Consider the following 12841-nt stretch of genomic DNA (forward strand, 5'->3'; position numbering starts at 1 on the left):
AGGTAAACCCTTTACCCTGCCCTCGATTACTGGAATAATACGCGCCCTGAAACACTTGGTTACTGGGCGCATTTTTATGTCTGACGTTGAAGTCGAAACACTCGCTAAAAAAAATATTACTCGCATGAATAAACTGCAAAAACGTTTAAGACGTGAAGTCGGTTCTGCGATTGCTGATTACAACATGATTGAAGATAGTGATCGTGTTATGTGTTGCTTGTCTGGCGGTAAAGACAGTTACACTATGCTAGATATTTTAATGAACCTTCAACAACGTGCTCCAATTAAATTTGAAATTGTCGCCGTAAACCTAGACCAAAAACAACCAGGCTTTCCTGAAGATATTTTACCTGCTTATTTAGATAAGTTAGGTGTTGCGTATCATATCCTCGAAAAAGACACTTATTCAATCGTTAAAGAGAAAGTGCCAGAAGGCAAAACCACCTGTGCCTTATGTTCACGATTACGTCGCGGCACCTTATATGGTTTTGCGCAACACATTGGCGCAACCAAAATTGCTTTAGGGCATCATCGCGATGACATTATAGAAACAATGTTTTTAAACATGTTTTATGGTGGAAAACTCAAAGCGATGCCTCCTAAGTTGTTGTCTGATGATGGTGCTAACATGGTTATTCGACCATTAGCGTATTGCCGTGAAAAAGACATTGAAGCTTATTCAGACCTTAAAGAATTCCCAATTATTCCGTGTAACTTATGTGGTTCACAAGAAAACCTTAAGCGTGGCGAAATCAAAAACATGCTTAAACTTTGGGACAAACAAGCGCCGGGTCGTATTGAAACCATTTTTACAGCAATGCAGAATACGGCGCCTTCTCAAGGTGTCGACCGTGAGCAATTTGATTTTATCTCGCTCATGCGAAACCCAGATGCTGATAATAAAGGTGATGTGGCAGATGCAGATTTACCTGCTTTTGATTTTGTTGATATCAATAATAACGGTCATATCAATTTAGATGTCAGTAACCGTATCGATGTTGTGGCAACATTTAAGCCATAAACACAACAGTAAATAAAAATGGCGTTGCAGTTGCAACGCCATTTTTTTATTCAAACAATCTATTAAATTAATTGCTCAATACTAATGGGCTAACGACACTAGGCTTTGAACTAAAGCTGAGTTGTTGTAATTGATTAATCTGTTCAAGCTTGAGGGTTAATTTTTTTGTTACCTGTTGCACTTTATCATCGATATTCACTGTGACATTTTCATCTGTAAAATCGAAAGTGATACCATCAATGGGTTTTCTAAAATACTTCATCGGAAAACCTTGTAAACCATCTAACAAACGATTCATGTCTGTATTAAGCGCTAACAATTGTGCTTGAGTATAATGTTGTTGTGTTTCACGAGCACGCACTTGCATCGCTATCGCACATTGGCTTGCATCACCTGCAACTTCTAAATTAACCAAACCACGGTCGGATTTTAACTGTGCATCAAATGGGATGAAAAGTCGTTGCTGCTTAGTGTACGTCAGTGGATAAGTCGCATTTTCTGTGGTGATACTGCCAGACTTTATGGTGCAGTCTGAAGTAATAGGTACACTAAAGGCAAGCTCAACAAGTTGGTAATTTTGTTTATTCACTTGCTTTAAACGATCATAAAAGCCTACGTATTCTAAAGAAACGGTTTCTGCAATACTGTTACTAGTGATTAAAAAGGATGAAAGAAAAATGAATCCGTTAATGAGCGGACGACTACGCATTGGCTTTAGTTCCTGTTAGGTATGGTTTGTTATGTTTTAGCATTTCAAGAAGTTCATCGATGTACTCGTGTTTACGTTCTGAATAATTAACCAAACCGAAGACAAGTTTTTCTGCGGTCGGTTTAATTTTTTGTTCCCTTAAATCAGATCTAATTGAGCGAAAAAGACGGTATGCTGAATGGGTGTTTAAATTGATCATGTAGGCAATAATCGAATCTTTTGGTGAGTCGAATACCGCGACCTCATGGTTTTTACCTTGATCACGTGATGTTGGCACTAAGCCACAACCTTCAGTAAAGCACCATTGTCCAAAAAAATTAAATCCTTCTGTAGCGAAGCGTGAACTGCCCCAACCGCTTTCATTGGCCGCTTGTACAAGCACCATATTTACCGGAATAATATCAATTCGTTTGAGTAAAGGACTTAATGTGCTACTGGTAAATGATTTCACATCATATTGGTATTTATTAACAATAGACTGCAAACGTTGCTCATCTGCTGAGCTTAACCCAATACCATTATCAATTTGTTCGATTATCGCTAAAACAAATTGACGTTCATGTATGATGATTTGATTTTGCGCTTCAATGGCTGGTCGCAAATAGTTGAAGAAGGTGACTTTTTTAGTCGGTATGTCATTTATATCGGCAAACTCGGGCATTTCCCCTAAGTCAATATTGTGCAGATGACCAAGTAGCGTTCTTTCAGGGCTTTGCGCAGTTTGTGGAATAATAAACAGCCTGATTGCCAATAATGTAAAGACAGCTAATCCTAACGCAAATGTGATTTTACCAATATTGCCTATCTTCAAATTGACCTGCCTATTACTTAAGTCGTTATAATATAATCTTAATTATAACCATAAATGGCTGATGATGCAGTAATCCCGCAAGGATCTGAAATATCAACTTATTGTGATGCGAAATTGACTCGTTAAAGGTTCACGAAAACAAAAATTAATTACACTATACTGACCTTAAGCAGGTAAAATCGAGCGATGTAAAAGAGGGCTTATTTGATTTTAGATATGACTTCTTCCGTTCAACACCTCAAGGATTTAGAGAGAACCTAACCTATGTTGAATCAAAAATTAACGCACGTTGATCATGTGGTAGCCATTGGTGGCGGGCATGGTTTAGGCAGAATATGTGCTTCTTTGTCTTCGCTTGGTCCACGGTTAACCGGTATTGTCGCCACTACAGATAATGGTGGATCTACCGGTAGGCTTAGACAAGATCAACAAACCATAGCCTGGGGAGATTTACGTAATTGCCTATCTCACCTTGCACATAGACCGTCTTTAGGAAGCATGTTGTTTGATCATCGTTTTACCGGTAACAATGAATTAGCAGGACATAATCTCGGCAATGTGGTCTTACATGCCCTAGACCAATTGTGTGTGCGCCCGCTTGAAGCGGTCAATCTAATCCGTGGTTTACTAAAAATTGAAACATCCATAATTCCAATGTCAGAAGCGTCAACTCACCTTGTGGCACTGGGCCATTATGGTAACAAAGTGTTTGGCGAGTTAAATGTTGATGGTATGAAAGAAGCACCTATTGCTTTAATGCTTGAGCCACAAGTACAAGCCACATCAGAAGCCTGTAGAGCCATAGAACAAGCGCAATTAATTATTCTTGGGCCAGGTAGTTTTTTAACCAGCATCATGCCGCCATTATTGCTTCCTGAAATTACCAATAGTATTCGAAATGCCAATGCTCATGTCATTTTAATTGATAATTTGACTGCAGAATACTCGCCTGCCAGTACGTTTAGTATTGAAGATAAAATTGTTTGGCTTAACCAGGTTATCGGTAAAAATGTTATCGCTGATGTGATTCAACATGGGACTAAAGCTCAACTCGCAAGCCATTACAGCCATGAGGTCAGATTTAATCAATTCCCGTTAATGAGTGATCATCATCCAGGGCTTCACGACAAACAAGCTTTAGCAGATGCGATTGAAGAAGTTTGTTATTTCCAATTAGCGCAATTACATTTACCAAGGTGCAGTTAATCATGCAGTCTGTGCTATAAGTGTATTTTGCCAAAGCGAGTGATACCGATTACATGTAATAATAAAGGCTGCAGTAGCAGCCTTTATTATGTTGAGCTTTGATCAAATCAAAGATTCACTATTACAGTACTTGTGCAATTGCCTTGCAAACCGCTGGCATATTGTTTTTGGTTAAGCCTGCAACGCTTATACGGCCAGAGCCAACAATGTAAATTGCAAACTCATCTTTTAAACGTGCAACTTGTTGTTTATTCAACCCTGAAAAACTAAACATACCGTTTTGACGTGAGATAAAGCTAAAATCTTGCTCTACACCTTCGGCTTTTAAACTGTCGACAAACAATGTGCGCATTTCTGCGATACGTTGACGCATTTCAGTTAACTCAGCTTCCCATTCTTGACGTAATGCATCATCAGACAAAATAGTGCTGACAATTAATCCGCCATGAGCAGGAGGGTTCGAGTAGTTTGCACGAATGTTTTTTTTGATTTGGCTAAAGCTGTTTGTGGCTGACTCAGCATCTTCTGCTACAACAGTCACTGCACCAATACGTTCATTGTATAAGCCAAAGTTTTTTGAAAATGAGTTAGCGATAAGCAGTTCGGGTACGACAGCAGCAACGGCCCGTAAACCTTGAGCATCTTCATCAATACCAGCGCCAAAACCTTGATAAGCAAAATCAAATAACGGTAATAACTCTTTAGTTAAACACACTTGAGCCACTTGTTGCCATTGCGCTAAAGATAAATCGATACCAGTAGGATTATGACAGCATCCATGAAGAAGAATGACATCACCGGCTTGAGCTTGCTCAAGATCCGCTAGCATGGCTTCAAAATCCATATCATGAGTTTCAGCTTTATAGTAACGATATTCTTTTACGGATAAACCAGCCGTTTCAAAAATATTATTATGATTGGCCCACGTAGGATTGCTTACCCAAATAGTTGTTGATTTAGTGTTACGTACTAAAAACTCAGAGGCAACACGTAATGCGCCTGTTCCACCTGGCGCTTGTACTGTTACAGCACGTTTATCGGTAATGATGTTACTGTCTACACCAAACAATAAGCCTTGAACAACCTGGTTATATGCTTGAACCCCTTCAATGCCTAAGTAATTTTTACTCTTTTCTGTTTCAAGTAAAATAGCTTCTGCTTTTTTGACTGAGGACAACACAGGGGTTTGTCCTGCTTCATCTTTATAAATACCTACGCCTAAATTGACTTTATGAGTACGAGTATCGGCTTTAAACGCATCTGTTAAGCCTAAAATGGGGTCTGCTGGAGCAAGAGTGACTTGAGAAAAGATCATTACAACTATCCTAAGTAAGGTGATGAGACGAATTTTTCTTAGTTATACCACTCTATGAGGATGCTGAGTAGTGAGTTTTTTGATTGTTGAGACAAAATGACGTAATCGTTTTAAATATCTACAATATTGACGCTACTTTGGGTTGCGAGATATTTTTATAATGCAAACTAGATAAATTGAAAGTATAAAAAAAGGAACCCTAAGGTTCCTTTTTCCAAAGCGTTTCACTAATTACTTAGTTAATGCTTCTTTTGCTTTTTCAACTAAAGTTGCAAATACAACTTTGTCGAATACAGCGATGTCAGCCAAAATCTTACGATCGATTTCGATAGACGCCTTTTTCAGACCGTTGATGAAACGGCTGTAAGACAGACCATTTTGACGTGAAGCCGCATTAATACGTGCAATCCATAATTGACGGAATTGACGTTTTTTCTGACGACGGTCACGGTAAGCATATTGACCAGCTTTTGTTACTGCTTGAACAGCAACACGGTAAGTACGGCTACGAGCGCCATAATAACCTTTAGCTAGTTTAAGTACTTTCTTGTGACGAGCACGAGCGGTTACACCACGCTTAACTCTAGGCATTGTTTATCTCTCCTTTAATTAAGCGTATGGTAGTTGACGTGCAATTGCTGGCACATCAGACTTAGCAACTAAACATTTAGCACGTAAGTGACGCTTACGCTTAGTGCTCTTCTTGGTCAAAATGTGACGTAAGTGAGCTTGTTTGCGTTTAAAACCATTAGCGGTTTTCTTAAAACGCTTCGCTACACCCTTGTCTGTTTTCATTTTAGGCATTTCTAAAACTCCGCATTGGGACGTTAATAAACGTAAGGCGAGCAAAAGCCTCAAGAGACTTTTGCTACTTTAGGTTGCCCTACTATTTCTTTTTAGGTGCTAGCACCATAATTGCTTGACGACCTTCCATTTTCGGGAAAGATTCGACAACCGCATACTCTTCCAAATCAGCCTTGATACGGTTCAATAGATCCATACCTAGGTTTTGGTGTGCCATTTCGCGACCACGGAAACGCAGCGTAATCTTCGCTTTGTCCCCATCTTCTAGAAAACGAATCAGGTTGCGTAGTTTTACCTGATAGTCGTTTTCATCAGTGCCAGGACGGAATTTAATTTCCTTAACCTGAACCTGTTTCTGCTTCTTCTTTTGTTCCTTTTGAGCTTTCGCTTTATCAAAAAGGAACTTACCGTAGTCCATTATGCGACAGACCGGAGGCTCAGCATTAGGGCTAATCTCTACGAGATCAACGCCTGCTTCATCAGCAATACTCTGAGCTTCTTTAATACTAACGATACCAATGGCTTCGCCTTCTAAATCCGATAAGCGGACTTCAGGTACACCAGTGATTTCATCATTGATTCTATTAGGGGCTGGCTGTCGCCCTGCTGTTCTTTTGATCTTTATGACCTATTCCTCCAACAATTTGAGACTACGGAGCGAAATTTGTTGACGTATCATAGAGGCGAAATCTTCCAATTTTAACTTGCCTAAATCGATACCGTCACGTGTACGCACCGCGACTTCCTTATTTTCCATTTCTTGATCACCAACGACCAACAAATAAGGCACACGTCTTAATGTGTGTTCGCGTATTTTAAAGCCTATTTTCTCATTCCTCAAGTCAAAAGATGCTCGAATACCCTGATCTTTGAAGAATTTTACAATATCTTCCACATAATCAGCTTGTTTGTCGGTAATATTCATTACAACCACTTGCATTGGAGCAAGCCATGTTGGGAATTTACCTGCGTATTCTTCTATCAAAATGCCTAAGAAGCGCTCTAATGAGCCTAAAATAGCACGATGAATCATTACTGGCGTCTGGCGACTGTTGTCTTCAGCGACATAAGTTGCACCTAAACGCGAAGGTAATGCGTAATCGAGCTGTACTGTACCACATTGCCATGCACGATCTAAACAATCGTGTAAGGTAAATTCGATTTTTGGGCCATAAAACGCGCCTTCGCCTGGTAATATTTCAAATTCAATATTATTTGCGGCTAAAGCTTGCTTAAGTGCTTCTTCTGCACGGTCCCACATATCATCATCACCAATACGCTTTTCTGGGCGCGTTGATAATTTAACGACAATGTTTTCAAAACCAAATGTGGCGTAAGTGTCATATACCATTTGGATACATGCGCTCACTTCTTGTTGTACTTGTTCGTCGGTACAAAATACGTGAGCGTCATCTTGAGTAAAACCACGCACGCGCATTAAACCGTGTAATGAGCCCGATGGTTCATTACGGTGACAACAACCAAACTCTGCCATACGTAGTGGTAAATCACGGTAAGACTTTAACCCTTGGTTAAAGATCTGTACGTGGCCAGGACAGTTCATTGGTTTAATTGCATATTCGCGGCTTTCACTGCTAGTAGTGAACATCGCATCTGCATATTTGTCCCAGTGGCCAGAACGTTCCCATAAAGAACGATCCATCATTAATGGACCTTTCACTTCTTGATAAGTGTATTGACCTAGCTTTTGACGGATAAATTTTTCTAGCTCTAGGAATAAGCTCCAACCATCGTTATGCCAAAACACCATGCCAGGTGCTTCTTCTTGCATATGATATAAATCTAGCTGCTTACCTATTTTACGATGGTCTCGTTTGGCGGCTTCTTCTAAACGCACTAAGTGAGTTTTAAGTGCCTTTTTGTCTGCCCATGCTGTTCCGTATATACGTTGCAACATCTTGTTGTCTGAATTACCACGCCAGTAAGCACCGGCTACACTCATTAATTTAAAGTGTTGGCAAAAACGCATGTTAGGTACGTGCGGTCCGCGGCACATATCAACGTATTCTTCGTGATGATATAGTGCTGGGGTAGCATCTTTACTGATGTTTTCATCTAAAATAGCAATTTTATATTCTTCGCCGCGCTCACTAAATGCATCACGCGCTTGTTGCCAAGATACGACTTTTTTTACCACGTCGTAGTTGGTTTTAGCCAACTGCTGCATACGCTTTTCAAGCGCATCAATATCTTCTTGAGTCAGCTTGTGCTCTAAATCGATGTCGTAATAAAAACCGTTGTCGATAACAGGGCCAATAGCCATTTTTGTTTCAGGCCACATTTGTTTGATCGCGTGACCTAATAAATGCGCACAAGAATGGCGAAGGATTTCAACACCCTCGTCGTCTTTAGCCGTAATGATAGCTAACTCTGAATCTGCAGTGATTAAGTCCGTTGCATCTTTAAGCTCACCGTTTACACGGCCGGCGATACAAGCCTTGGCTAAACCAGGACCTATATCGAGTGCAACATCAAGAGTTGATACAGGATTGGCAAACTCGCGTTTGCTGCCATCAGGCAATGTAATAATAGGCATGAAATGTCCTTGTCCAGTGGTGACCCACACGTAGGGCCACATGGTAATAAAGTATGTTCAGTTGAACGAATGACACGTTAATGAAATCAAGACAGTACATGAGTCTTAGTTACCCAGAAACGTAGGCGGTTATTCTATGTGATAAGCGCTTTGTGGCGCAACCATACAAAGGTCAATATGGAATATATTTATAACAAATCAAATAAATGAAAAATATTTGTTAATAACGTTAAAAAGTTAACAATAAAAAACTCAAACATTTACAGATAATTAGACAGAAGAAAATCTATAACTCATCAGAAAAACGACAGCTGACGCATTATGGTTGAAATAAAATCAGCCATAAAACCTCCTGTATTTAACGATTTATTACTTAATTATTCTATAAAAATAAATTTAGATTGAAAATATTCACCACAAAACAAATCAACCTTATGGTTGACCCACATTAAAATATTCTCACTATACTGTGTTTATCAATACCTCTGTGGGAGAGAGTTACATGAGATTATTATCACGCACAATCAGTTGCCCGCACTGTGGACACAACCAGCATGTCACTTTAGATGCCAGCGCGGGTGATCAAGAATATTATGATGACTGCAGAATTTGTTGTAACCCGATCCATATCCGTATGCATTTAGATGATAATCGGAGGATGATTGAACTGCATGTTGATTCTGATGATGAGCAAATCTATTAGCTTACAAACATGAGTCATAAACGCCATTGTTGTAAGCTAATAAAGATGACTCCGCGCTAGTTATTGATTAACTGCTTTTTAGCGAGTACACGCTCTACCGTATCAACGATAACTTGCGTTTGGCTGTCGATTTCAATATTGATTTTATCACCGGCTTTATAGTGACCTAAATTGGTTAGTTTTAGTGTTTCAGGAATTAAATGTAGTATAAAGCCATCTCCACTTACCTTACCTACTGTTAGGCTACAACCGTTAATGCCGACAAAGCCTTTATAAAAGATATAATTCATCCAATGCGGGTCGACCTGTAACTCAATGTTATAATGTTCAGCAGTATTACTAACCGCTTTTACTGTTGCTTGTGTATGGACATGCCCAGATATAATATGACCACCAATTTCAGTGCCATAGGTTAATGAACGTTCAATGTTTACCGCATCACCTACATTAAGTTGACCGAGATTTGTTAACGCTAATGTTTCTTCCATTACATCAAAGAAAACTTTATCATTTAGCAACTTGGTTACGGTCAGGCAGACGCCATTATTAGCAACACTTGCTCCCGTCACTAACCCTTGTGTCAATTCTGGTGTCATCTCGACTTCAAATGTTTTCAGACCCGCTTGCTTGTGAATAGAAACCACTTTGCAGGTGGCTTGTACAATACCAGTAAACATATTTTCTTGTTCCGTTATAGGCTTTTTAATGAATAATACAGGTTTTCAAATTAAGCGCTTAATAAAATTGGCGCTTCCGGTACTTATTGCACAAGTGACTCAAACCATGATGGGGTTTATCGATACTGTCATGGCGGGTCGTGTTAGTGCCGTTGATATGGCCGCGGTGGCTGTGGGTACCAGCTTATGGTTACCTGCTATTTTATTTGTTCAAGGATTATTAATGTCGTTTACACCGGTGTTTTCACAACACCACGGTGCAAATAATCAACAAGTCATCCCATCATTACTTTTTCAAGCCGGTTATATTGCCATAATTGGCGCGATTGGAGTGATGATCTTTCTCGCATCTTCAACTTATTTACTCGACTGGATGCATTTAGAACCGCAATTACAAACATTAACCGTAGGTTATATCGATGCAATATTGTGGGGCGCGCCCGCTTTTGTCATTTACCAAGTGCTCAGAGGTTGTAGCGAAGGCATATCATATACCATGCCGACAATGGTGATTGGTTTTGTTGGCTTGGCGGTAAATATTCCAGCTAACTATGTGTTTATATATGGTGGCTTTGGGATACCCGCGATGGGCGGAGCCGGATGTGGTGTAGCTACAGCGATTGTTTTTTGGGCCATGTTAGTCGCTATGATCATCTATATGTTAGTTGATAAGACCTTTAAAGAACTAAAGCCATTTCAGCAGTTTTACCGTCCACACTTAGCCAATATGTGGTCAATGACCAAACTGGGCATGCCCATCGCCATGGCTTTGTTTTTTGAAGTGAGCCTATTTGCTGTTATTGCACTTTTTCTCGCACCTTTAGGGGCAAATGTTGTTGCTAGCCATCAAATTGCACTTAACTTTTCATCTATTGTATTTATGCTGCCGTTATCTATTGGTATAGCGGTTTCAATTCGTATTGGTTATTACCTGGGTCGTAATCAGCCACAAATAGCAGCATTAGTAGCAAGGGTGGGATTAGGGCTATCGCTATTATTGGCGGTTTGTACGGCATTATTAACAGTGACATTTAGACATGAAATCGCATTACTCTATAACGACAACCCTGAAGTCGTTGCCTTAGCCGGTAGCTTAATGATGCTGGCAGCCTTTTACCAAATATCAGATTCAATCCAAGTGGTAGCCGCTGGCGCATTGCGAGGCTATAAAGACACCCGCAGTGCCTTTTACATCACATTATTTTCATATTGGTTTGTGGGAATGTCGACCGGCTATATTTTAGGGTATACCAACATCATTGTGGAGCCGATTGGTGCACATGGATTTTGGATTGGTTTAATCGCAGGGTTAACGGTTGCGGCAATATTGTTTGCTATTCGTTTAAAGTATATTCAAAAGCACGGCGCTAAATTTCAATTAGTGGGTTAAGGTAGCTGTTTTACAAGGTTTATTGGCAACGGATTGCCTAAGCTTGAATCAAGTTGCACAGCAAATCACCATTTAGGCATAAAAATGATTTTTTTGCTTGCAACCAACCGCCTATCCCACTTAATATAGCGACCGCTTTGAAGCAAAACGTTATTAATGTTTACTTCAAACAAAGCACCTGTAACTCAGCTGCTAAAAAGAGAAGCACTACCTGCTCTTTTGAAAGCTGGCGGTAGGGGTCGGTATTCTCTAACAAAGAGAAGTCCACTCGGGGGTGCCACTCTTTCACAGAGTTTAAACAGTGAGACTTTATCAAAAGTAAACAATACACCCGTAGCTCAGCTGCTAAAAAGAGAAGCACTACCTGCTCTTTTGAAAGCTGGTGGTAGGGGGCGGTATTCTCTAACAAAGAGAAGTCCACTCGGGTGTACCACTCTTTCACAGAGTTTAAACAGTGAGATTTTATTAAAAGTAAACAATACACCCGTAGCTCAGCTGGTTAGAGCACTACCTTGACATGGTAGGGGTCGGTGGTTCGAGTCCACTCGGGTGTACCACTCTTTTCAAAGAGCCTAAACATTGAAATTCAAACAATACACCCGTAGCTCAGCTGGTTAGAGCACTACCTTGACATGGTAGGGGTCGGTGGTTCGAGTCCACTCGGGTGTACCATTTCTTGCTTTAATCTCTTGAAAAATCTCAATTTAAGAATAGGACTAAATTATATATTTAATTGATGTCTGTGCCTAACGTAAAAGTTTTTGTGCCCAAACCCTGAAAGTTGCAAAAATATTCAAACACACCCTACCCGTTCTTACCTTTTAGTGATGCTTTAATCACGCAATTAAAATTTGTTACTGTGACCTCATAAAAGTGCGTTTTTGCAATTTTGTGCCCATCTCGTGCCAAACATGTTGGCACAAGATGATTTTTGACATTTTTAAGCTGACCACAACCTTAGATGACACAGCAGTTAATTTTTGCGGGTTGTGTAATTGAAATTCATACTCTTGCTACTAGTGCTTCCAAATAACTATCGCTTTCCAGCCCCAGCTTGATCTTTTCTTGTTGTAATTTAGTACGGCTTTTCCCGACACAATATCACCATCTTCAACACCACAACCTTCGACTAAATTTCTGTCAATAAAAATATCAGTCGAAGTGAAACCAAGTCCATTAGAAATACGGACATCATCACTGAATTCATTTAAAACATTGGTACTGGCCTGTTCATCAGATTTGGCAATAGTTAACGCTTGGTACTTAGTGCCATGTTTTGTCTTGGACTTTGACAGCTTTGCCTTAATTGAATCACCAACGCTAAGTTGCCCCGGTGTTTTTGAAAATGGAATAACAGTATCGACACCTCTATCAAAAATCACATGAACTAGCTTCTTGGCCTCGTTCACATGATCGACTACTCCGATAAATGATGAGAAAATATCCCACTGATTAGCAGTGATTCTTGTTTCAAATTGATAAGCAGTAAAACGATTGGTAATTCTGTCTAACTCACCTTTAAACCTAACAGCCGCCCCGTCTGGTAGAGATGAAAACGCAAATCTATTTTCGGGAAGAGTAATCTCGAGACTGTAACTAATTTTGTGTAACTGCTTATCAAAACGTACTCTATTGAGAGTTTAAGATA

At 39.8% G+C, this 12841-nt stretch carries 13 protein-coding genes and 3 tRNA genes; 7 read left to right on the top strand and 9 right to left on the bottom strand.

Annotated elements, in window-relative coordinates; translation table 11 throughout:
- Nucleotides 1-76 precede the first annotated feature (76 nt).
- A complete protein-coding gene (gene ttcA, locus IEY42_RS11530; protein ID WP_188925370.1) occupies nucleotides 77-1021 on the top strand; it encodes a tRNA 2-thiocytidine(32) synthetase TtcA in 945 nt (314 codons plus the stop codon).
- A gap of 67 nt (nucleotides 1022-1088) precedes the next feature.
- Here the strand turns inward: ttcA and IEY42_RS11535 are convergent, their stop codons facing one another.
- Together IEY42_RS11535 and IEY42_RS11540 are read right to left on the bottom strand one after the other, a co-directional pair.
- On the bottom strand, nucleotides 1089-1730 hold the full coding sequence (locus IEY42_RS11535) for a DUF2987 domain-containing protein (protein WP_188925371.1): 642 nt from the start codon (nucleotides 1728-1730) through the stop codon (nucleotides 1089-1091).
- Entirely contained in the window at nucleotides 1723-2541 is an 819-nt protein-coding gene (locus tag IEY42_RS11540) for a glucosaminidase domain-containing protein (RefSeq protein WP_188925372.1), read from the bottom strand. Before IEY42_RS11540 ends, IEY42_RS11535 begins: the two co-directional genes overlap by 8 nt.
- A 264-nt stretch (nucleotides 2542-2805) precedes the next feature.
- Here IEY42_RS11540 and yvcK point away from each other — a divergent pair, with 264 nt between their 5' ends.
- Nucleotides 2806-3747 (top strand): uridine diphosphate-N-acetylglucosamine-binding protein YvcK, encoded by a 942-nt coding sequence (gene yvcK, locus IEY42_RS11545; protein ID WP_188925373.1) that lies wholly within the window; start codon nucleotides 2806-2808, stop codon nucleotides 3745-3747.
- 121 nt (nucleotides 3748-3868) lie between these two features.
- On the opposite strand, the gene IEY42_RS11550 is transcribed toward yvcK, so the two are convergent.
- The 5 genes from IEY42_RS11550 to thrS form a co-directional block, all read right to left on the bottom strand.
- Entirely contained in the window at nucleotides 3869-5062 is a 1194-nt protein-coding gene (locus IEY42_RS11550) for an amino acid aminotransferase (protein WP_188925374.1), read from the bottom strand.
- Between the two features lie 231 nt (nucleotides 5063-5293).
- Nucleotides 5294-5653 (bottom strand): 50S ribosomal protein L20, encoded by a 360-nt coding sequence (gene rplT / locus IEY42_RS11555; protein WP_011637486.1) that lies wholly within the window; start codon nucleotides 5651-5653, stop codon nucleotides 5294-5296.
- A gap of 18 nt (nucleotides 5654-5671) precedes the next feature.
- A complete protein-coding gene (gene rpmI / locus IEY42_RS11560) occupies nucleotides 5672-5866 on the bottom strand; it encodes a 50S ribosomal protein L35 (protein ID WP_011496149.1) in 195 nt (64 codons plus the stop codon).
- Nucleotides 5867-5948: 82 nt separating this feature from the next.
- Entirely contained in the window at nucleotides 5949-6491 is a 543-nt protein-coding gene (gene infC, locus IEY42_RS11565) for a translation initiation factor IF-3 (RefSeq protein WP_160054931.1), read from the bottom strand.
- Between the two features lie 3 nt (nucleotides 6492-6494).
- Nucleotides 6495-8423, bottom strand: a complete 1929-nt coding sequence (gene thrS, locus IEY42_RS11570; protein WP_188925375.1) for a threonine--tRNA ligase — start codon at nucleotides 8421-8423, stop codon at nucleotides 6495-6497.
- Between the two features lie 502 nt (nucleotides 8424-8925).
- Here thrS and IEY42_RS11575 point away from each other — a divergent pair.
- Nucleotides 8926-9126, top strand: a complete 201-nt coding sequence (locus IEY42_RS11575; RefSeq protein ID WP_188921524.1) for a CPXCG motif-containing cysteine-rich protein — start codon at nucleotides 8926-8928, stop codon at nucleotides 9124-9126.
- Between the two features lie 56 nt (nucleotides 9127-9182).
- Here IEY42_RS11575 and IEY42_RS11580 read toward each other — a convergent pair whose 3' ends face one another.
- Nucleotides 9183-9803: a riboflavin synthase subunit alpha gene (locus IEY42_RS11580; RefSeq protein ID WP_188925376.1), complete on the bottom strand. Its 621-nt coding sequence runs from the start codon at nucleotides 9801-9803 to the stop codon at nucleotides 9183-9185.
- A 28-nt stretch (nucleotides 9804-9831) separates the two neighbouring features.
- On the opposite strand from IEY42_RS11580, the gene IEY42_RS11585 reads away from it, so the two are divergent.
- The 4 genes from IEY42_RS11585 (at nucleotide 9832) to IEY42_RS11600 (ending at nucleotide 11865) form a co-directional block, all read left to right on the top strand.
- On the top strand, nucleotides 9832-11193 hold the full coding sequence (locus tag IEY42_RS11585; RefSeq protein ID WP_188925377.1) for an MATE family efflux transporter: 1362 nt from the start codon (nucleotides 9832-9834) through the stop codon (nucleotides 11191-11193).
- Between the two features lie 327 nt (nucleotides 11194-11520).
- Nucleotides 11521-11626 (top strand) — tRNA-OTHER (locus IEY42_RS11590).
- 47 nt (nucleotides 11627-11673) lie between these two features.
- Nucleotides 11674-11750 (top strand) — tRNA-Val (locus tag IEY42_RS11595).
- A gap of 38 nt (nucleotides 11751-11788) precedes the next feature.
- A tRNA-Val gene (locus IEY42_RS11600) sits at nucleotides 11789-11865 on the top strand.
- Nucleotides 11866-12209: 344 nt separating this feature from the next.
- On the opposite strand, the gene IEY42_RS11605 is transcribed toward IEY42_RS11600, so the two are convergent.
- Complete coding sequence (locus tag IEY42_RS11605; RefSeq protein ID WP_373292825.1) at nucleotides 12210-12794, bottom strand: hypothetical protein; 585 nt, start codon at nucleotides 12792-12794, stop codon at nucleotides 12210-12212.
- Nucleotides 12795-12841 lie beyond the last annotated feature (47 nt).

This window comes from Shewanella algicola (genome assembly GCF_014648035.1).
GTDB lineage: Bacteria > Pseudomonadota > Gammaproteobacteria > Enterobacterales > Shewanellaceae > Shewanella > Shewanella algicola.